Source organism: Ruegeria sp. BG3 (assembly GCF_056538485.1).
On record NZ_JBQFTE010000007.1, the window covers coordinates 65,510 to 84,432 of the forward strand.

General features: G+C 58.4%; 25 protein-coding genes and 4 tRNA genes. 12 read left to right on the top strand and 17 right to left on the bottom strand.

Translation table 11 applies throughout. The annotated features are described in order from the left end of the window. Positions 1 to 56: 56 nt before the first annotated feature. Positions 57 to 1,151, top strand: coding sequence for a FliM/FliN family flagellar motor switch protein (locus ACR0AI_RS12190; protein ID WP_480674565.1), 1,095 nt, complete (start codon positions 57 to 59; stop codon positions 1,149 to 1,151). A gap of 1 nt (position 1,152) precedes the next feature. On the opposite strand, the gene ACR0AI_RS12195 is transcribed toward ACR0AI_RS12190, so the two are convergent. Genes ACR0AI_RS12195 through ACR0AI_RS12210 form a run of 4 tightly spaced genes read right to left on the bottom strand, consistent with a single transcriptional unit; the run spans position 1,153 to position 3,338 of the window. Further along, positions 1,153 to 1,584 (bottom strand): protein tyrosine phosphatase family protein, encoded by a 432-nt coding sequence (locus ACR0AI_RS12195; protein ID WP_480674563.1) that lies wholly within the window; start codon positions 1,582 to 1,584, stop codon positions 1,153 to 1,155. 9 nt (positions 1,585 to 1,593) lie between these two features. Beyond that, entirely contained in the window at positions 1,594 to 2,025 is a 432-nt protein-coding gene (locus ACR0AI_RS12200) for a DUF6691 family protein (RefSeq protein WP_480674561.1), read from the bottom strand. Beyond that, positions 2,025 to 2,444: a YeeE/YedE thiosulfate transporter family protein gene (locus tag ACR0AI_RS12205; protein WP_170691783.1), complete on the bottom strand. Its 420-nt coding sequence runs from the start codon at positions 2,442 to 2,444 to the stop codon at positions 2,025 to 2,027. The genes ACR0AI_RS12200 and ACR0AI_RS12205 overlap by 1 nt, the downstream gene beginning before the upstream one ends. 30 nt (positions 2,445 to 2,474) lie before the next feature. After that, the gene (locus tag ACR0AI_RS12210; protein WP_480674559.1) at positions 2,475 to 3,338 is read right to left on the bottom strand and encodes an MBL fold metallo-hydrolase; all 864 of its coding nucleotides are present in this window, start codon (positions 3,336 to 3,338) and stop codon (positions 2,475 to 2,477) included. 235 nt (positions 3,339 to 3,573) lie between these two features. Here ACR0AI_RS12210 and ACR0AI_RS12215 point away from each other — a divergent pair, with 235 nt between their 5' ends. Next, entirely contained in the window at positions 3,574 to 3,789 is a 216-nt protein-coding gene (locus ACR0AI_RS12215; RefSeq protein WP_170468079.1) for a hypothetical protein, read from the top strand. Between the two features lie 9 nt (positions 3,790 to 3,798). Here ACR0AI_RS12215 and ACR0AI_RS12220 read toward each other — a convergent pair whose 3' ends face one another. Continuing rightward, the gene (locus tag ACR0AI_RS12220) at positions 3,799 to 4,017 is read right to left on the bottom strand and encodes a hypothetical protein (RefSeq protein ID WP_170374911.1); all 219 of its coding nucleotides are present in this window, start codon (positions 4,015 to 4,017) and stop codon (positions 3,799 to 3,801) included. Positions 4,018 to 4,181: 164 nt separating this feature from the next. On the opposite strand from ACR0AI_RS12220, the gene ACR0AI_RS12225 reads away from it, so the two are divergent. Next, the gene (locus ACR0AI_RS12225) at positions 4,182 to 4,448 is read left to right on the top strand and encodes a DUF2312 domain-containing protein (protein ID WP_170374913.1); all 267 of its coding nucleotides are present in this window, start codon (positions 4,182 to 4,184) and stop codon (positions 4,446 to 4,448) included. A gap of 16 nt (positions 4,449 to 4,464) precedes the next feature. Here the strand turns inward: ACR0AI_RS12225 and ACR0AI_RS12230 are convergent, their stop codons facing one another. Continuing rightward, a complete protein-coding gene (locus ACR0AI_RS12230; RefSeq protein ID WP_480674556.1) occupies positions 4,465 to 5,340 on the bottom strand; it encodes a hypothetical protein in 876 nt (291 codons plus the stop codon). A 486-nt stretch (positions 5,341 to 5,826) separates the two neighbouring features. Between ACR0AI_RS12230 and ACR0AI_RS12235 the strand changes: the two genes are divergently transcribed. Next, positions 5,827 to 5,901 (top strand) — tRNA-Gly (locus tag ACR0AI_RS12235). A 37-nt stretch (positions 5,902 to 5,938) separates the two neighbouring features. Then, positions 5,939 to 6,013, top strand: a tRNA-Gly gene (locus ACR0AI_RS12240). A gap of 125 nt (positions 6,014 to 6,138) precedes the next feature. Here ACR0AI_RS12240 and ACR0AI_RS12245 read toward each other — a convergent pair. Beyond that, entirely contained in the window at positions 6,139 to 6,378 is a 240-nt protein-coding gene (locus tag ACR0AI_RS12245; protein ID WP_050602861.1) for an Lrp/AsnC family transcriptional regulator, read from the bottom strand. Between the two features lie 154 nt (positions 6,379 to 6,532). Here ACR0AI_RS12245 and hisB point away from each other — a divergent pair, with 154 nt between their 5' ends. Both hisB and hisH read left to right on the top strand, forming a co-directional pair. Further along, positions 6,533 to 7,120, top strand: coding sequence for an imidazoleglycerol-phosphate dehydratase HisB (gene hisB, locus ACR0AI_RS12250; RefSeq protein ID WP_170374919.1), 588 nt, complete (start codon positions 6,533 to 6,535; stop codon positions 7,118 to 7,120). Between the two features lie 58 nt (positions 7,121 to 7,178). Then, on the top strand, positions 7,179 to 7,817 hold the full coding sequence (gene hisH / locus ACR0AI_RS12255) for an imidazole glycerol phosphate synthase subunit HisH (protein WP_480674554.1): 639 nt from the start codon (positions 7,179 to 7,181) through the stop codon (positions 7,815 to 7,817). A gap of 4 nt (positions 7,818 to 7,821) precedes the next feature. Here the strand turns inward: hisH and ACR0AI_RS12260 are convergent, their stop codons facing one another. Continuing rightward, positions 7,822 to 8,223 (bottom strand): DUF2147 domain-containing protein, encoded by a 402-nt coding sequence (locus ACR0AI_RS12260; protein WP_170374923.1) that lies wholly within the window; start codon positions 8,221 to 8,223, stop codon positions 7,822 to 7,824. Positions 8,224 to 8,346: 123 nt separating this feature from the next. On the opposite strand from ACR0AI_RS12260, the gene hisA reads away from it, so the two are divergent. Next, positions 8,347 to 9,066 carry a 1-(5-phosphoribosyl)-5-[(5-phosphoribosylamino)methylideneamino]imidazole-4-carboxamide isomerase gene (gene hisA, locus ACR0AI_RS12265; RefSeq protein WP_480674552.1) on the top strand — a complete coding sequence of 240 codons (720 nt, stop codon included), beginning with the start codon at positions 8,347 to 8,349 and terminating at the stop codon, positions 9,064 to 9,066. A gap of 5 nt (positions 9,067 to 9,071) precedes the next feature. On the opposite strand, the gene ACR0AI_RS12270 is transcribed toward hisA, so the two are convergent. Next, positions 9,072 to 9,518, bottom strand: coding sequence for a DUF302 domain-containing protein (locus ACR0AI_RS12270; RefSeq protein ID WP_480674550.1), 447 nt, complete (start codon positions 9,516 to 9,518; stop codon positions 9,072 to 9,074). A gap of 118 nt (positions 9,519 to 9,636) precedes the next feature. Here ACR0AI_RS12270 and hisF point away from each other — a divergent pair, with 118 nt between their 5' ends. From hisF to ACR0AI_RS12285, 3 genes are all read left to right on the top strand, one after another. Beyond that, positions 9,637 to 10,398, top strand: a complete 762-nt coding sequence (gene hisF, locus ACR0AI_RS12275) for an imidazole glycerol phosphate synthase subunit HisF (protein WP_480674548.1) — start codon at positions 9,637 to 9,639, stop codon at positions 10,396 to 10,398. After that, positions 10,395 to 10,712: a phosphoribosyl-ATP diphosphatase gene (locus ACR0AI_RS12280; RefSeq protein WP_480674546.1), complete on the top strand. Its 318-nt coding sequence runs from the start codon at positions 10,395 to 10,397 to the stop codon at positions 10,710 to 10,712. Before hisF ends, ACR0AI_RS12280 begins: the two co-directional genes overlap by 4 nt. Positions 10,713 to 10,784: 72 nt before the next feature. Next, positions 10,785 to 11,351 (top strand): hypothetical protein, encoded by a 567-nt coding sequence (locus tag ACR0AI_RS12285; protein WP_170468060.1) that lies wholly within the window; start codon positions 10,785 to 10,787, stop codon positions 11,349 to 11,351. Between the two features lie 2 nt (positions 11,352 to 11,353). On the opposite strand, the gene ACR0AI_RS12290 is transcribed toward ACR0AI_RS12285, so the two are convergent. The 4 genes from ACR0AI_RS12290 to rlmB all read right to left on the bottom strand — a co-directional run bounded on the left by ACR0AI_RS12290 (position 11,354) and on the right by rlmB (position 13,641). Further along, a complete protein-coding gene (locus ACR0AI_RS12290) occupies positions 11,354 to 11,824 on the bottom strand; it encodes a CoA-binding protein (protein WP_480674544.1) in 471 nt (156 codons plus the stop codon). Between the two features lie 197 nt (positions 11,825 to 12,021). After that, entirely contained in the window at positions 12,022 to 12,474 is a 453-nt protein-coding gene (locus ACR0AI_RS12295) for a YHS domain-containing (seleno)protein (protein WP_480701336.1), read from the bottom strand. 99 nt (positions 12,475 to 12,573) lie between these two features. Continuing rightward, positions 12,574 to 12,855, bottom strand: a complete 282-nt coding sequence (locus tag ACR0AI_RS12300; protein WP_170480654.1) for a hypothetical protein — start codon at positions 12,853 to 12,855, stop codon at positions 12,574 to 12,576. Positions 12,856 to 12,864: 9 nt separating this feature from the next. Then, positions 12,865 to 13,641 carry a 23S rRNA (guanosine(2251)-2'-O)-methyltransferase RlmB gene (gene rlmB / locus ACR0AI_RS12305; RefSeq protein WP_480674542.1) on the bottom strand — a complete coding sequence of 259 codons (777 nt, stop codon included), beginning with the start codon at positions 13,639 to 13,641 and terminating at the stop codon, positions 12,865 to 12,867. A 116-nt stretch (positions 13,642 to 13,757) separates the two neighbouring features. On the opposite strand from rlmB, the gene ACR0AI_RS12310 reads away from it, so the two are divergent. After that, positions 13,758 to 13,841 (top strand) — tRNA-Tyr (locus tag ACR0AI_RS12310). A gap of 31 nt (positions 13,842 to 13,872) precedes the next feature. On the opposite strand, the gene ACR0AI_RS12315 is transcribed toward ACR0AI_RS12310, so the two are convergent. The 4 genes from ACR0AI_RS12315 to ACR0AI_RS12330 all read right to left on the bottom strand — a co-directional run bounded on the left by ACR0AI_RS12315 (position 13,873) and on the right by ACR0AI_RS12330 (position 18,786). Beyond that, positions 13,873 to 14,106: a hypothetical protein gene (locus ACR0AI_RS12315; RefSeq protein WP_480674540.1), complete on the bottom strand. Its 234-nt coding sequence runs from the start codon at positions 14,104 to 14,106 to the stop codon at positions 13,873 to 13,875. 390 nt (positions 14,107 to 14,496) lie between these two features. Next, positions 14,497 to 14,572 (bottom strand) — tRNA-Thr (locus ACR0AI_RS12320). Between the two features lie 319 nt (positions 14,573 to 14,891). Then, entirely contained in the window at positions 14,892 to 15,275 is a 384-nt protein-coding gene (locus ACR0AI_RS12325; protein ID WP_480674538.1) for an MAPEG family protein, read from the bottom strand. Positions 15,276 to 15,348: 73 nt separating this feature from the next. Then, positions 15,349 to 18,786 (bottom strand): pyruvate carboxylase, encoded by a 3,438-nt coding sequence (locus ACR0AI_RS12330; protein ID WP_480674536.1) that lies wholly within the window; start codon positions 18,784 to 18,786, stop codon positions 15,349 to 15,351. Positions 18,787 to 18,923 lie beyond the last annotated feature (137 nt).

The window sequence follows — 18,923 nt, forward strand, 5'->3', positions numbered from 1 at the left end:
AACCTCTGCCGGGTTACACCAAGACTCACGACAAGAAATCGGATGGTACCGAAGCCATGGCACACACGGCCGGCGCCGCTCTGGCGCGCAAATTGTCATTGGGGCAGAGGGATCTGGGGGATCGACCCCGCTCGATCCTGCGAGCGTTGCGTCTGGGCTTTGCGCGGGCCGCAGGTGAGCGTTTGAATCTTCCGCTGGCTGTTATCGGGGCAAAACAGGCGGATCGGGCGCAGGCCGGGCTTGCGGCTACATTGGCCGAGGATTGGTTGCTGTTGAAATTTGCGGGACCCGACGGGGCGGCAGCGGCCTGTCTGGATTTGAACTGTGTCTCGGCCATCGTACAGACCCAAACCATTGGTGAGGTTGCACCGGACGCGCCCACCGAGCGGGGCTTTACGGATACGGACGCCGCCATGGCCGCACCACTGGTCGAGGATGCGTTGCGCCGTGCTGTCGGTCTGGTCGATGCGGCAGATCAGCAGGGGCTGACAGGGTATGAGTATGCCTCAAGGGCGGTGGATTTGCGCGGTCTGACCTTGTCGCTGGTGGCAGATAGCTACCGCGTTTTTGACCTGACTGTGGAACTTGGAGGCGGGTTGCGTCAGGGCCAGATCACGATCGTGCTGCCTGATCCGCCCGCGCCCGATGAAGCCGAGATTGAGCTGGACGTCGATACGGGCCCTCGATTGGAGCAGTCATCAGGCGTTGTCCGGGCCGAGCTGAACGCCGTGGTGTGCCGGATGAGGTTGCCTTTGGCGCATCTGTCGGTGCTTGAGGTGGGCAACCTGTTGCCGCTGACCGGCGCGCGGTTGGACCGGACCGAGGTTCTGACGATCGAACGCACCCGCGCCTCGGTCGGGCGTCTTGGTCAGTCGGGCGGGATGCGCGCCGTTCGGCTGAATGAAAACGTACCGCTGCCCGCGCTGGACACGTTGGAGACCGCTGAATTCATAGAAAGCCGACCGGCCAGTGTCCGAGGTGACATGGCTGACACAGGCGTAGATATCCTGTCCGACCCTCTCGATCTGGTCGCGAGCCCCACAGGCGTCGATCCCCTCGACGACGAACTGAGCCTTGTTGAACCCGATCGAATGGTCGCGGAAATCTCGCAACTGGCGGGCCTCGATGTCCCGGAGGATGGGGAGGTTTGATCTAGTCTGACGTGTTGCGCAACTGATCCAGAGTGGGGCGAAGTTGATCCAACTGATACCCGGCATTGGTAGTGGCAGTCAGAATCTCATCTGTGCTCATCTGGTCGCATTGACCCAAAGCCCAAACAACCGAGCAGCGCGTGCCCGACGCGCAATATGCCAGAACCGGGCCAGAGCTATTTTCGGCCATATTGCGTTGCCGGGCGACATTCTCGGGTGTCATGGTCTGGTGGGTCAGTTCCAGCACCTCGTATTCCAGCCCGGCTGCGCGGACCGCGTCTCCGATGGCATCGGATTGCATGATCTCGGGGACCTCAGCATTGGGTCGGTTGCAGATAACCTTGACGAAGCCGGCCTCGGCAATGGCGGGCACGTCCTCGACAGTGATCTGCGGGGACACGGCGTAGCGGGGGGTTATTGGTCGAATCTCCATGCCCATTGATTAGGCCGGGTTGGCCGCCCTGTCCAGTTGCGCGCGCAGTCCCGGTGCCAGCCGCATCCCCGCCGCCATCGCAACCAGAAAGATGGCGCTGCTGGTCCCGCCATAGGACAGAGCTGCCATGGCTGGGCCGGGGCATAAGCCGACCAGCCCCCAGCCTGCGCCAAACAGGACCGAGCCGAGGATCAACCCTCGGTCAAGTTCCGGCCGAGCAGCTGCGGGAAAGCTGCCGCCGGTAATCGGACGGCGGGTCTTGGTCATGCGCCACGCGACCAACATGGGCAGAATCGCGCCGCCCATGACGAAGGCCAGTGTCGGGTCCCACGTGCCGAAGATATCCAGCCAGCCCTGAACCTTTTGGGTATCCGTCATCCCCGACAGCAACAGCCCCGCGCCAAACAACGCGCCTGATAGCAAAGCGATCAACAGCCGCATCAGATCACCCCCAAACCGTGGCGGAACAGGGCCAAAACCACCGCTCCGGCAGCGATATAGATGAGGGTCGCAACAATCCCGCGTAGAGAAAACCGAGAGATGCCGCAGACCCCATGACCCGATGTGCAACCGTTGGCCAACCGCGTGCCAATGCCAACGAGCAACCCGGCCACGACCAGAAGGCCCAGATTTTCTGTCAGGTGAGTTTGAGGCTGTTCGCTCATCAGACGGCTCATGATCAGCGGCATACCAATCAGCCCCACGACAAATGCCAGTTTCTCGCGCCTTGCCGGGCCGTCGATTAAACCTCCCAGAATGCCACTGGCCCCCATGATCCGGCCATTGCCAAGCAGGTAAAGCGCAGCGCCGCAGCCGATCAGGATGCCGCCACAAAGGCCCCATATCCAGTCCGGGTTCATTCTATGTCCATCCTATACTGTTGGCGCGGGTCACAGCTTGTTGATCGGCAACTTCAGGAAAACATCGCCCTGTTCGTCGGCCGGGGGCATCTGGCCCGCGCGCATATTGACCTGAAGCGACGGCAGAATCAGCCGGGGTTTGGAGAGTGTCGCGTCGCGCGCATCCCGCATTTCCACAAACTCTTCGATGCAGCGACCTTGCCCGATATGGATGTTCAGCGCTTTTTGCTCGCCCACCGTCGTCTCCCACGCATACTCATCCCGGCCCGGAGCCTTGTAGTCGTGCCCTACAAAAATGCGGGTCTCATCGGGCAGAGACAGGATTTTCTGTATTGAAGCAAAAAGGGTCTCGGACGAGCCGCCTGGGAAATCGCATCGTGCGGTGCCGAAGTCGGGCATGAACAAGGTGTCGCCGACAAAAGCGGCATCGCCGATCACATAGGTGAGGCAGGCCGGCGTATGACCGGGTGTGTGCAGCACATCGCCTCGCATCTGTCCGATGTGGAAACTGTCGCCCTCGCGGAAGAGGGCATCAAACTGGCTGCCATCGCGCTGGAACTCGGTCCCTTCGTTGAAGATTTTGCCAAAGGTTTCCTGCACCTCGACGATGTGATGTCCGATCCCGATTTTGCCGCCCAGTTCCTGCTGCAGATATGGCGCAGCCGAGAGGTGGTCTGCATGCACATGGCTTTCCAAAATCCACTCGGTCTTGAGGTCTTTGGCGTGTACATAAGCGATGATCTGGTCGGCAGAGCTTGTCCCCGTCCGGCCCGAGGCATGATCGAAATCCAAAACGCTATCGATAATCGCACAAGCGCGGCTGCTGTCTTCGTGGACGACGTACGAGACCGTAAAGGTCTGGTCGTCAAAGAACGCTTTCACTTTTGGCTTCATGGTTTCCTCCACTTAGAAGACATATAGGAAAAACAGAATGTGATACAAGAGTCAGTTCGGCTTTTGATGTCCGTCAAGGCACGACATATGAAATTTGCCTAAACTTTAACCCAGACGCGCAGATTTGCCGAACAGGCTATTTTAGCGGGCAATAAACCGCCATCGTTTCCGGTAGCATCTTCGTGTCGTATCCGCGTTACCTATATCGGGGATACTGACAATTGGGAGGATCACAATGACGACAGATAACCTCTATTTCGAAGCGCAAGAGCTAGAGCAAAAACTTCAGAACGCGTGTCTGGATACCCGATTGGCGCTGCAGCCCAGTTTCAGCAAGATCGTAGATCGCATGCGTCAGCAGGGGATGCATGTTCCGTCGCGCATGCGCCGACTGGATGCGGCCCTGTGCGAGGACGCGATGGAAGCGCGGTTTGACAATTTGCCGATCTGATCGGTTGGGTTATCCCAGCGATATGCCAAGGATGACCAGCATCAGTCCCATGACCGACAGAAACAACGCCCCCAAGTTCCAGGGCAGAACACCCTGAACAACAGCGCGTAATTCGTCATCTGAAAGGCCTGCTTTGCGGGCCTTCATGACGCGCAGAATACACCAGACCAGACCGACAAGACCGGCCACTGACAGGGCGGCGCCGCCCCAGGTGATGATTTCGAACATGGTTGCCTGCCTCTGCTGGTGCCGTGTTTTTGCGCTTAGCGGATCAGCGCCCTGCCGACAAGCCCGCCCATGGGATTGGGTGCTTGCGACCCGGGCATCGGCGATGTATCCGGCACCATGCCCGATGTCTCAGCATCGCAATTCAGCCTCTGGGAGAGACTTACATGGAAGACATGACCGAAGATCAGGCCGCCGCCAACTATCGCGTGACAGCAGGCGAGCTGCGCCAGTTCATCGAACGGATCGAGCGTCTGGATGCCGAAAAGAAAGATCTGGCCGAGCAGCAGAAAGAGGTCATGGCCGAAGCGAAAGCGCGCGGTTACGACACCAAGGTCATGCGCAAACTGGTCGCTCTGCGCAAGCGTGACAAGGATGATATAGCCGAAGAAGAGGCGGTTCTCGAAATGTATAAGGAAGCGCTGGGTATGTAATGCAATGCAGCCCGTGTCAGGGCTGCAGTACCCTTACGCCCGGCATGGCGCGTAGTGCCGCGAGATCCTGTTCGTAGATCTCGGAAAACGCGCTGACCACATCGGAATTCCAACCCGAAATCTCAAGCTCTTCTTCGATCTGCGCCGGGTCGGCATGTTCATCAAACAGATGGGTCAGACTATCCCGCAGCATGTCCCGATCCTGCCACGCTATTTGTTCCAACAGTTGCGTCAGCTCTGCACGGCCCGCGTCCGTCAGCACAGAAGCAAGGAACGCGTATTCATGTTGCAGGGCCGCCTTGTCGGGTAGTCTGGCAAGCGTTCTGAGGATATCGCCCCAGACAAGCGGAGTGTCCTCATTCGCCCAGAGCGTGATCTGAACGTTCGGAGCTCTTTCTCGCAGGTCGTGGACCATGGTCAGCCAGTTCAGGTTGCTCAGGTCTGTGTTCCCCAGAACGGCTTTCCGCCGCTCTGCGGGCAGTGACATCAGCAATTTCGAGATGAAGCTCGCCGGGTTGACCAGCGCGAAACACAGCTCGATTTGATCCGCCTCTAGAACACGGTCCAGGAACGCAATCCGCTCGGCCGCATTTGGATAGAACTGCCCGTGCAGAATCGCGGCGCGTCTGGGGCCAAAAACCTTGTCGCTCGACAGGACAACGCGATCGCAGGTGTTGCGGTCGGGAAGAACCTCATTCAAGCCCATCAGGACATCTGGCAGAGGCACTCCGGTCGTCATGGAATCCGAGGCGACTTTCACGAACTGCCGCCCCTGCGCGAGGTCCAAAGGGATGACCCGCTGTTGGCTTAGAACCGCGGTGTTCGCCATTAGGGTTTCGATCAACCGGTCATCGTCGGTAAAGGCCACGCCTGCGTGGATAACAACCTGCATCTTCGTCCTGTTCTTGCCGGGCTCCTTGCTCCGGTGTTACAGCCTGCGCCTTCATCGGTAAATGCCGTAACTGACAAGCGGTTTGTTGGCTGCTGGAGTCATCGCAAATAAATCGAGGCGTGCCACCTGTCCGCAGAGGCTGGCTTGAAATACGGCTGCGCCTAGTGCGGCACCCTTTTGGCAAATCCCGGCAAGATGACCTATCCAGTCAAAACCTGCCGCTCGTAAATAGGGGAGGGGGCCTCGGCCAACGGATCATCCTCGGGCGGGCAGAGCAATACCGCGAAAACAATCAGCGCCGCCAACAGTGCCGTCTTCATTTCTACCAAAGCCCTTGATTTCATCACGCGTCCCTTCGCCTTGTAAGCCTCATTACCCATTCAACGCATCAGCTCCGAATTTCCGTCGAAAGATTTTTGCAGGTTTTTGTCTTTTTCCGCTTGCAGGCTCGCGCGGGAATTTATACATCCCTCCTCACTCAAAGGTGCGGGCGTAGCTCAGGGGTAGAGCATAACCTTGCCAAGGTTAGGGTCGGGCGTTCGAATCGCCTCGCCCGCTCCATTGAGTTAAGGTCTGCGGACCAACATATGTATCTGATGCGGGCGTAGCTCAGGGGTAGAGCATAACCTTGCCAAGGTTAGGGTCGGGCGTTCGAATCGCCTCGCCCGCTCCAGATACAAACCTTCCCAACTGGTCGATTTGGATTTGAACACGGTGCCTAAGCGTCTGTGTTTTGCTGTGGCCCGGATGTCTTTCGCTACCGGGCCGATTCTGCCGCTTCAAGAGTGCAGGTTCAGATCAAAACGCTTTGAACGTCATCGTGGTCAAGGATCGTTCGATGTTTGGAATCACCAGCAGGTGTTCGTTGATGAAATGGCCCACATCCTCGGTTTCGGGGATATAGAGCTTTAGCAGCAGGTCGTATTCGCCGCTTGTGGAATAAAGTTCCGAGTGAATCTCGCGCAGGGCGATCTCTTCGGCGACCTTGTAGGTGGTGCCGGGTTTGCAGCGGATTTGGATGAAAACGCAGGTGGACATGTGCCGGGCCTTTTGACTTGAGTTTCCGGCAGGCTGGCATGGCCCGGACCTGTGTGCAATCCCCTGCAACAGTTTGAAGCGATTGCGCTGCGGCCTCTGGATCAACCCGCCCAACCCCGTCTATAAGCTCCCTCGAAGCAAAAGGAATTCGCCCATGCGCAGCGCAAAGATCAGCCGTCAGACCGCCGAGACCGAGATCTCGGTCGAGGTCAATCTGGATGGCACCGGCCAGTATGACAACCAGACCGGCGTTGGCTTCTTTGACCATATGCTGGATCAGTTGGCGCGTCATTCGCTGATCGACATGACGATCCGCGCCAAGGGCGACTATCACATCGACGACCACCACACGGTCGAAGACACCGGCATCGCGCTAGGTCAGGCTCTGACGCAGGCATTGGGCGACAAGAAAGGCATCCGCCGCTACGGCGAGTGTCACTTGCCCATGGACGACGCGCAGGTGCGTTGTGCGCTGGACCTGTCCGCGCGCCCGTTCCTGATCTGGAACGTGGACCTGCCGACCCAGAAGATCGGCACCTTCGACACTGAGCTGGTGCGCGAGTTCTTTCAGGCGCTCAGCACCCATGGCGGCATCACGCTGCACATTGATCAACTGCACGGTTTCAACAGCCACCACATCGCAGAGGCTGCCTTCAAGGCCGTTGCCCGCGCATTGCGGGATGCGGTCGAAACCGACCCGCGCAAGGCGGATGCGATTCCGTCAACGAAGGGCGCGTTGTAGGCGTAACCCGAAAAGTGGGCACCGGTTTTCGGACAAGTTGCGCACAGAAAGGACTCAAATGCTCACCGCGATCATCGACTACGAGAGCGGCAACCTGCACTCGGCTGAGAAAGCCTTTCAGCGCATGGCGAAAGAGCTGGACGCGGGTGAGGTCGTTGTAACCTCGGACGCGGATGTCGTTGCGCGCGCGGACCGGCTGGTGCTACCCGGGGACGGAGCTTTTCCGGCCTGCGCCGCCGAGCTGCGTGGCCACAAAGGCATCTATGACGCGATGGTTGAGGCGGTTGAACAGAAAGGCCGCCCTTTCCTTGGTATCTGCGTTGGGATGCAGTTGATGGCCTCGAAAGGCCATGAATATACCGAAACCGATGGTTTGGGTTGGGTCGCGGGGGACGTGCTGCGGATCGAGCCTTCAGACGCCTCGCTCAAGGTGCCGCATATGGGCTGGAACGATCTGGTTTTGGATAGTGATCACCCGGTGTTTAACGGGGTAAAGTCCGGCGATCACGTCTATTTCGTCCACTCCTACCATTTCCGCGTCGCGGACCCGGCCCAGCGGCTGGCTTATGTGGATTATGGGCAGGATGTCACGGCCGTGATTGGCCGTGACACGATGCTTGGGATGCAATTCCACCCCGAGAAAAGCCAAGATGTTGGCCTGCGCATGATCGGCAACTTCCTGACTTGGGCGCCCTAGGGCGTTACTGAATGCGGGTCCAGGTCTGCCCCCGGCAGACCAATCCGCCTGCGACACAGCCTTTGACCGTCAGCTGGTTCTGGCTGTCCAATGTCATCTTCGAGTTGTAGGTCTTGTCGCGATCCGGGGCCCAGATCTTGCCGTTGTCATAGCTGCCACTGCCTTCTGCGACCATATCCCAGATGATCTGTTTGCCCAGGTTTTCATAGTCCAGAATCTGATCGCCGTTGCCATCAAAGGCGCTGTCGATGGTGCCGCAAATTGCGCTGCCGCATTCGCTGATCGACACGTGCAGGTACCCACCTGTGTCGCCGGGTTGTGTTTTCCACAGCCCATCCGCCGGATCTGCCGCCATCGCGCCTGTGGCCAGCGATGCAAAAGCAATCGAAAGTGCAAGTTTCTTCATGATAACCTCCCTGATTTGGGTTCACTCTGGCCCGGTGTCGGGCTTCGGGCAAGATTGACTTTGCGTCGCTAACCCGCTTGTGCGATACGCCGCCCGTGTAACATTCAGATAAGGCCGCCCGACATGATCCTGTATCCCGCCATCGACCTGAAAGACGGCAACGCTGTTCGCCTGCTGCGCGGAGAAATGGACAAAGCCACCGTTTTCAACGAGGACCCGGCCGCGCAGGCCCGTGCCTTTGTTGATGCAGGGTGCGAATGGCTGCACCTTGTCGACTTGAACGGTGCCTTCGCGGGCGAGCCGGTCAACGCCGCTCCGGTCGAGGCGATCCTGAAGGCCTGCGACGTGCCCGCCCAGTTGGGCGGCGGTATCCGGGACATGGCCACCATCGAGACTTGGATCGAAAAGGGTTTGGCGCGGGTCATTCTTGGCACCGTTGCTGTCGAAAACCCCAATCTGGTGCGTGAGGCCGCAAAAGCCTTCCCCGGTAAGGTCGCAGTGGGTATCGACGCCCGAAACGGCATGGTTGCCACCAAGGGCTGGGCCGAGGAAACTGACGTGCAGGTCACCGATCTGGCCCGCAGTTTCGAAGATGCTGGCGTTGCGGCGATCATCTATACCGACATCAACCGCGACGGCGCAATGCAGGGCCCGAATATCGAAGCCACAGCCGCACTGGCCCAAGCCGTCTCCATTCCGGTCATTGCCTCGGGTGGCGTCAGCTCATTGAGCGATCTCATCGCCCTGCGCGATTGCGGAGTTGAGCTGAACGGCGCGATCTCGGGAAGGGCGCTGTATGATGGCGCGATTGACCTGGCCGAGGCCATTCGCGCCTTGAACTAAATGTCCTACTGCGCGGCAGCCGAGGTCAGTTTCTTCAACGCACCGCGCATTTTCTCGATCACGGGCGAGTTTTCGACCTCGTCAAGTTCATCCATCGTCTCTTTTGGGTCTTCATAGGCCAGCCAGACCTGCCCGTTCGCATCCTCATAGGCCTGCACTTTTAGCGGCAGGAACAGGCCTGCACGCGGGTCGATCTGCATCGCGGGTGTCCCGAGGGCTGGGTTACCGAAGATCAGCACCTGATTGGGCGGAATCGGCGTGCCGACTTTTTCGGCACCGGCTGCGTGGTCGATGCGCGCGAAGACCGTTGCGCCTGCGTTGCCCACAGCGGCTTCGAGTGCGTCCAGCGCCTCGGGCACAGATTTTGCGGTTTCTACTTTGATGATATCGTCAGCCATTGCGGCAACTGCTCCTGTAAAAAGGAAAGTGGTGGTCAGAATAAGGTTTCGCATCTTATTGATCTCCTGATGAATTTGGGGACAGTTTTCACAGGTTTGAGAAGGGTGACAATCACAAGTCTGGCATCGGCGGGGCTTTGCCGGTAAGGGTGCGGGCAACAAAGGAAAGCGCATGCTGAAAACCCGTATCATTCCCTGTTTGGATGTCGCCGATGGCCGTGTGGTCAAAGGTGTGAATTTCGTGGGTCTGCGCGACGCAGGCGACCCGGTGGAATCGGCCAAGGCCTATGACTCCGCTGGCGCAGATGAGATCTGTTTTCTGGACATTCATGCAACGCATGAGAACCGCGGTACCATGTTCGATGTAGTTCAGCGCACGGCCGAGCAGTGCTTTGTTCCTCTGACCGTGGGTGGCGGCGTGCGTACCAAGGATGACGTGCGTGCCTTGCTTCTGGCGGGGGCGGACAAGGTCAGCTTCAATTCGGCCGCTGTCGCCAACCCGGATGTCATTGCCGAGGCGGCAGACCAGTTCGGCAGCCAATGCATCGTCTGCGCCATCGACGCCAAAACCGTCAGCCCCGGCAAATGGGAGATTTTCACCCATGGCGGCCGCAAGCCCACTGGCATAGACGCGGTCGAGTTCGCGAAAACAGTAGTTGCTAAAGGTGCCGGAGAAATCCTGCTGACCTCGATGGATCGGGACGGAACCAAGTCAGGGTTCAACCTGCCGCTGACCCGCGCAATTAGCGATGCGGTGGATGTGCCTGTGATCGCATCGGGTGGGGTTGGCAATCTGGACCATCTGGTCGAAGGCGTCACAAAAGGTGGAGCGAGCGCCGTACTGGCCGCCTCGATCTTCCATTTTGGCGAATACACCATCCGCGAGGCCAAGGAACACATGGCCGCCGCCGGTATCCCGATGAGGCTGACATGAGCATCTTGCACGATCTGGCCGCCACAATCGAGGCGCGCAAAGGGGCGGACCCAGAAAGCAGCTGGACGGCAAAGCTGCTGGCCAAGGGCCCTGAAAAATGCGCAGAGAAATTCGGCGAGGAGGCCGTTGAGGCCATCATCGAAGCCGTCAAGAATGACAAAGTCGGGCTGACGGCCGAGGCCGCCGACGTGCTGTATCACCTTCTGGTCATGCTGGCCTCGCGCGACGTTGCGCTGGACGATGTGCTGGCGGAGTTGGCGCGGCGTCAGGGCCTTAGCGGTATCGCCGAAAAGGCCGCTCGCCCAAAAAGTTAAGCTCAGTCTTCCGTCCGCGCCGAAGCGGTTCTATGATCATGTTTCACGGTCTATCGGGCGAGGGACATCACAATGATCAGAGCTTTGGCCTGCGTTCTGGCCCTCGTGACTTTGGGCGCCTGTGCGGCCCCGCCGCCGTCCACCGGGGATGAAGTTCAGCGTCTTGCTTCGGAAATCCAAAGCCTCGGCCCCGATATTGATCCGGCTGAGGCCAACCGGGCCGCCCGCATTGCGTATTCTTACACCGCGCAGCTGGTGCAGGAATACGAGATCACCGATCCTCCGTTGATCCACAATGCCAAGGTCAACAAGGGCCTGCGCCCGCGTGGGTTATGCTGGCACTGGGCCGAAGATATCGAGCGGCGGTTGAAGCAAGAGAACTTCCAAACGCTGGACATGCATCGCGCCATCGCCAATGCCGACAATCCGCTGCGAATCGACCACAGCACAGCCATTATCAGCGCGCGCGGCGAGTCGCTCTATGATGGCGTGGTTTTGGACCCGTGGCGTTATGGCGGGGTTCTTTTCTGGTCTCCGCTGCAGGAAGACACAAGATATGACTGGGTCCCGCGCGAGGTTGTCCTGGAAAAGCGCAGGCAAGAGCAGGTGGCCCGCCTCAAACCCTACCCGGCGCAGTGACGCTATAGCTTGGAAGAAATGATGCCGGTGCTGAAGCCGCCCATGCGCAGTTCTCCGAACAGGCGCTGATATTCGATCTTGGGGCATCGATTCATCACCACATCCACGCCGCGCGCCTCAGCTTTGGCGGCGGCCTCTGCGTGTTCAACACCGATTTGCATCCAGATGGTGCGCAGGGATGGGAATACCTCCAGCGCCTCATCCACGATCGGAGGCACAGCCTCAGAGCGCCGGAAGATATCCACCATATCAACATCTTCCGTGATGTCTGACAGGCTGGCGCGTACGGTTTGGCCGAACAACTGCTTTCCCGCATGGCCGGGATTGACCGGGATCACGGTAAAACCTTTCAGCGACAGATAGCGGGCGACGTAGAAACTCGGCCGCACCTCGTTCATGGACACCCCGACCACGGCAACGGTCTTGGTGCGCTTCAGAATGGATCTCAGGAACTCATCAGAATAGTCAACCATGCCGCTACCCTATGCGACGGCTGAAAAAGAAAAAAGCGCCCAAGAAACCTTGGGCGCCAGTTGTTGGAACGAGGGACAGTGAAATGACCCGCGGCAGTTCCGTTCCGCGGTCACTGTGACATTTAGGCATGTTTTGGTTAAAAAAAAGAGGGGGCGCGCATTTTTGTGATGACTTTTCACAAATGGCGGAAAGTAGCCTATTCTCGATACAGAATCTCAGGCCAGTTCCCTTCGGCCTGATGGATGTATTCCAACTGATCCTCACGCCATTTCCGCTCAATTTCAGGCGAAAACGTCAAGTATAGGCGCCCATCTACCACCTGCCAGGCCCCCGGATCGGTTCCCTTGAGGATGCCCTGTGCCATCGCGTAGGAACAATACCCCCCGAATTGAGGGGCAAAGGCGCGCGGATTCGACTCAAACAGCGCGCGGTTTTCGAGGGACGCGAAATGCCATTCGGCTCCCTTCCACGTCACTGAAATCTCGGGGCGGCCCTGCACGGGTATGTCGCCCTGAAAATAAGACACTGGATCATATCCCGCCATCGCAGCCCCCTCGGGCGCGAAATACACGGGCATGGGCTGCGCAAAAGCGGCAGAAGCGAGAAGAGTGGCGCTCAGCGCGCCAATGAGAGCGTGGCGGATTGGCATAGGTATAACGGAATCATGGACTCAGCGTCTCAATCTGCAACGTTTTGCGCTGCAAGACACCCCAGATGACGCGGTTGTGAACACCCCGAAGAGCGAGGATCAGTCAAAGATATCCTCGATCACATCCCAGGCCTCATCCATCACGCGCGAAAACAGTGTTTTCTTCTTTTTCTTGCGCTTGGATTTCGGCGGGGCGGTATGGGATACCGCATGTTTTCTGGGCGCGCTTTCGGTCACCTTGCGCTTGGGCAACATCTTGAGGTCATGCAAGGGCGCGCCGCAACTGGAGCAGCTCAGCTCATGCCGCTGCTTTCCCTTCAGGACAAGCGCCGCTCGGGTCCCGCAATAACAGCAGGTGGCGATTTTCGATGGGCCAGAAATGACGCGCTCCTATCCTGTGTACCGTGAGGCATATAGGGCAATCGCCGCCGCATTTGAGACGTTCAAAGATCCGAAACCACCGGCTGCGTCAATTTTCACCAGTTTGTCCACGGTTTCCTTGGTCTTTTGCCGCAATCCGGGGCCTTCTGCACCCAGCACCAGCGCCACCGGACGATTACGGTGATCCCCTATGGCGGCCTCGATCGTATCCTCGGCCTCGCCATCGAGACCCAGCACCAGAAAGCCCATGCCCTGCAACTCAACAATCGCGTCGGCCAGATTGCGGACCCGCAGATAGGGCTGACGCTCCAAAGCACCGCTTGCGGTTTTGGCCAGTGCCCCGGTTTCAGGCGCGGAATGGTGCCGAGTCCCGATCACAGCGCTGGCGCCCAGTACCTCGGCCGAGCGCAGAATCGCCCCGACATTGTGCGGGTCTGTCACCCGATCCAGCAAAATCACACGTGGGTGTTCGCGCCCGATACAGTTTTCGGCCAACCCGCCCCATTCCAGCGGCTTCACCTCAAGGGCGGCACCCTGATGGACTGATCCCTGATCAATCGGAGCGTTGAACTTCCGTGGATCGACCATCTCGGCCTCGGTGCCCGCAAAATCAATGGCTTCTGCCAGCTTGTCACGGGCATTTCGGGTCACAATCAGGCGCAATTTTTGCCGTTTCGGGTTCATCAGCGCATCGCGCACAGCGTGCAGACCAAACAGCCAAACCGTTTCCGAAGCGGCTGCTTTGCGCGCCTGTTCCTTTTCCACGACCCACTTGGGTTTCTTCATTTTATTGGCCTCCGGGCCGGGCGTTCGTTTTCCTGCGTCAAAGCGGTATTTTCCTGTTGACGCTCCTTTGGTGCGCTAGTAATCACGCCTCCACGTCAGGTGCAACGCCTGACAGTGGGCGACAGGCCGCAAGGTGTGGCAGGGGACTGTAACTCCCTCGCGGAGACGCACGCCTGGTTCGATTCCAGGGTCGCCCACCACTTTATCTAGCAAAAAATTATGGCAAATCTATCAGCGTAGACTGAGAAGCACTTCGATATCGCGGCGGCTCAACCGACGCAGAAGCGCCCTGTCTTCAGCCAGAAGAGACTCACCGCTTTCGATCTGTTTCTCAAGAAACGCGGCGATTTCGCTTGTTGGCTGATAATAAAGGTCGATCTGCTGTTTACTCAGATCTTCAACCAACTTCCGTAGGAGTTGTTTTTGCTTCTCCGAATCAAGATCTTTGCGCTTGTCTTCCAGCATGGCCGCTCGCTTCGTTTGTTCACATCCAAATTGTAGGACAGTGAGGGCGTTTGACAAAGTCGTACCGCGCGGCTTCTACGCAAGCCAGAGTTGGGTCGGTAAGCGTGACATCTTGCCAAAAAAGACGGGGCGCGCTGGAAACAAAGCGCGCCCCTATCTCAGGGAGGAGAAACCGATCTCGCGTTCGAAACACACCATGAACGCTAACTCGTTACAGTGTTGACTGTGGCGACTTTCGATTTTGCGTTCAGTGATGTTGTTCACAAAGCGCGCAAAATTTTCAAACCTGCCAGCCTTTGCAGTCATGAATAGCGTACTTGACTCTCGTTCCACAAGATTGGCCCAAATCAACCATTCATGCAGGAACAACATATTGTTTTTGCTTGAAAGTGGTGCCCCCACACGGACTCGAACCGCGGACCTACTGATTACAAATCAGTTGCTCTACCAGCTGAGCTATAGGGGCACTTTTTTAACTTGGTCCCTTGGTGCAGAGCCGGATCTTTTTCTCATTCAGATCAAGCCACAAAAGGCTAAGTATTAAAAGTTAAGACGCGACCTTGAACATTTTAGCCATGTTCACGGGGCAACGGCCAACTGGATGAGCAGGCGTATATGGCAAAATTTTTTGGCCCGCAACCCGCTAATTTACTCAGTTTGCAACGTTGTTCATACACTCCGATTTTAACTGGGGGCAGCCAATGGAACCGTTGGCATCCTTCCGTCGTAGCTTGATCGCATCGGGTCGAAAAATATAGGCTTTCGCCAAAAAACGGATGCTTGGCTCAAAGCGCCAATACGAGGTTCGCAATTGCCGCAACGAGGATAGCTGTGAAGGTCAGGACCATCCCGATCTGACGCAGAATCACGATCTGCGGGCTGCGGCCAAAGCCGTATGCGTGTAATAGGCGGCCGCTTAGCAGACAGAGCCCCAAGAGGTTCAGCATCAGCGCCCCGGCACCCTGAAGCTCGACCATGGTGATCAGCAGCAGGGCAAAGGGCGTGTATTCGATGAAGTTGGAATGCGTCCGGATCACCTTGAGCATGTCCGGCTTGCCACCATCGCCATAGGAGACCTTGTCACTGCGCCGCTGGCTGATGACCATGAAGCTCAGCACAATGTAAAGGATCGCCAACAAAGAGGCGTAGATTGGGGTGATGGACAGCATCGTGTTCCTCCTGAGTATGAAAAAGGCCGCCCGGTTCCCCGAGCGGCCCTTGTGCTTTTGAAAACTAAACTGGTTATTCCAGTTCGACCAGCAGGTCCTTTGCGTCAATTTGGCCGCCGGGCTGGACATGGATGGCAGAAACCACCGCGTCGCGTTCGGCGTGGATGCCGGTTTCCATCTTCATCGCCTCAATGGTCAGCAGCAGATCGCCTTCCTTGACTTCTTGGCCTGCGGTGACAGCAACGGTCGCCACAACACCTGGCATCGGCGCGCCGATATGGTTGGCATTGCCGACCTCGGCCTTCGGGCGGGCCTGTGTGGTGGCCGTTACAAGGCGGTTGGGCACTCGAATGACACGGGGCTGGCCGTTGAGTTCGAAGAACACTTTGACCTCGCCTTTCTCGTCGGTTTCACCAATGGCCTGACAACGGATTTCCAGCGTCTTGCCCGGATCAATCTCGGCCGTGATCTCTTCGCCTGGCTCCATGCCGTAGAAGAAGGTGCGGGTCGGCAGTGTACGCACCGGTCCATAGGTGCGGTGACGGCCCATATAGTCGAGGAACACTTTCGGATACATCAGGTAGCCGTTCAGATCCTCGTCATCGACCTCTTTGCCGTCCAGCTGCTTGGACAAGTCGGCGCGGGTGGCCTCGAGATCCACGGCGGGTACGTTCTTGCCCGGACGCTCGGTATTGGGGGCCTCATCCTTGAGGACCTTCTGAAGGATTGCAGGCGGGAAACCACCGGGAGGCTGGCCCAGGTTGCCGCGCATCATATCCACGACCGAGTCGGGGAAGGCCACATCGGTTGTAGGGCTTTCCACTTCCTCACGTGTCAGGCCCTGGCTGACCATCATAAGCGCCATGTCACCGACAACCTTGGAGGACGGCGTCACCTTCACGATGTCACCGAACATCTGGTTCACGTCAGCATAGGTCTGCGCGACCTCGTGCCAGCGCTCTTCCAGCCCCAGAGAACGCGCTTGCGCCTTGAGGTTAGTAAACTGGCCGCCGGGCATCTCGTGCAGATACACCTCAGAGGCTGGGGCCTGCAGGCTGGATTCAAAGGCCGCGTACTGGCCACGCACAGCCTCGAAGTAATCGCTGATCTCACGGATCGACTTGATGTCCAGACCGGTATCCCGCTCGGTATGGCGCAGCGCTTCGACCACGGTGCCCAGCGTCGCCTGAGACGTGTTGCCCGAGAAGCTGTCCATCGCGCAATCTACCGCGTCGACGCCCGCCTCGGACGCCGCCAGAATGGTGGCGCTGGCGATGCCTGCGGTGTCATGCGTGTGGAAGTGGATCGGCAGGCCGACCTCTTCCTTCAGCGCGCGGATCAGAATCTTGGCCGAGGCTGGTTTCAACAGACCTGCCATATCTTTCAGGCCAAGAATATGCGCCCCTGCATCGCGCAGCTCTTTCGCCATGCCGACATAGTATTTCAGATCGTATTTCGAGCGATCCGGGTCCAGAATATCGCCAGTATAGCAAACAGTGCCTTCACAGATCTTGCCGCTTTCAACGGCCGCATCCATCGCCACGCGCATGTTTTCAACCCAGTTGAGCGAGTCGAACACGCGGAACACATCGATCCCTTGCGAGGCCTGACGCACGAACTCCCGCACCACATTGTCTGGGTAGTTGGTATAGCCAACACCGTTAGCGCCGCGAAGCAGCATCTGCGTCATCAGGTTCGGCATCCCCTCGCGCAGGTCACGCAGGCGCTGCCACGGGCATTCCTGCAGGAACCGGTAAGCGACGTCGAACGTCGCGCCACCCCAGCATTCCACCGAGAACAGCTGCGGCAGGTTCGCGGCATAGCTGGGCGCGACCTTGATCATGTCGATCGAGCGCATCCGTGTCGCCAGCAGCGACTGGTGACCATCCCGCATGGTGGTGTCGGTGATCAGCAGCTGACGCTGGGCCTTCATCCAGTCGGCCACGGCCTGCGGGCCCTTTTGCTCCAGCAGGTTGCGGGTCCCCATCTGGGGTTCGGCTTTCTGGGCAGGAGCCTTGGCTTCTTTCAGATCGGCACGCGGCTCGGGGCGATCCTTAGTTTCGGGATGGCCGTTGACGGTGATATCCGCGATATAGGTCAGAACCTTGGTGCCCCGGTCGCGGCGCTTTTTAAAGGCGAACAGGTCTGGCGTCTCGTCGATGAACTTGGTGGTGTATTCATTCGACAGGAAGGTCGGGTGCTTCAGCAAGTTTTCCACGAAAGCGATGTTGGTAGAGACGCCGCGCACGCGGAATTCACGCAGGGCGCGGTCCATCCGGGCAATCGCCTTTTCGGGCGTCGGTGCCCAAGCGGTGACCTTCGTCAGCAGCGAGTCATAGTAGCGCGTGATTACGCCGCCCGCATAAGCGGTGCCGCCGTCCAGACGGATGCCCATGCCTGTGGCCGAGCGATAGGCGGTGATGCGGCCATAGTCCGGGATGAAGTTGTTCAGCGGGTCTTCGGTGGTCACACGGGTCTGCAGCGCGTGGCCGTTCAGGCGGATCTCATCCTGATTGGCTTTGCCAGTGGCCTCGGCCAGCGTCTTACCTTCAGCGATCAGGATCTGAGCCTGCACGATGTCGATGCCGGTAACCTCTTCGGTGACGGTGTGTTCCACCTGAACGCGAGGGTTCACTTCGATGAAGTAGAACTTGCCGGTGTTCATATCCATCAGGAACTCGACGGTGCCCGCGCATTCATAGTTCACATGGGCGCAGATACGGCGGCCCAGTTCACAAATCTCGGCGCGTTGTTCTTCGGTCAGATACGGGGCAGGGGCGCGTTCAACGACCTTCTGGTTCCGGCGTTGGACCGAGCAGTCACGTTCATACAGGTGGTAGATCTCACCGTGCTTATCGCCGAGGATCTGAACTTCGACGTGACGGGCACGGGTGATCATCTTTTCCAGATAGCCTTCGCCGTTGCCAAATGCGGCCTCGGCTTCGCGGCGGCCTTCCAGAACTTTCTCTTCCAGCTCATCCTCGGACAGAATCGGGCGCATGCCGCGTCCACCGCCGCCCCAGCTGGCCTTCAGCATCAATGGGTAGCCAATCTCGGCCGCCTCTTTCTTGATCGCGGCCATGTCATCGCCCAGAACTTCGGTGGCGGGGATAACCGGCACGTCAGCGGCAATGGCAACCTTTCGGGCACTGGCCTTGTCGCCCAGGGCGCGCATGGTTTCGGCCCTAGGGCCGATGAAGGTGATGCCGTTCTGAACACAGGCATCCACGAAGTCCGGGTTCTCGGACAACAGGCCGTAGCCGGGATGGATCGCGTCCGCACCCGATTCCTTGGCAACGCGGATGATCTCGTCAATCGACAGATATGCCGCGACAGGGCCAAGACCTTCGCCAATTCGGTAGGCTTCGTCCGCCTTGAAGCGGTGCAGGCCTAACTTGTCTTCTTCGGCAAAGACCGCAACGGTGCGTTTACCCATCTCGTTGGCTGCGCGCATCACGCGAATGGCAATCTCGCCGCGATTGGCGATCAGGATCTTCTTGAAATCGGTCATTTTGGGTCCCGGTCTTGGTGTTTCGGCCGTGTTCATAGGCGGAGAATACGCGCAGGTGTATCAGTGGTTCTGGGTATAACCGGCATGTTAACGCTCGCAAACGGCCATTGTTCGCGCGTTTCTTGTAGCGTTGCTGC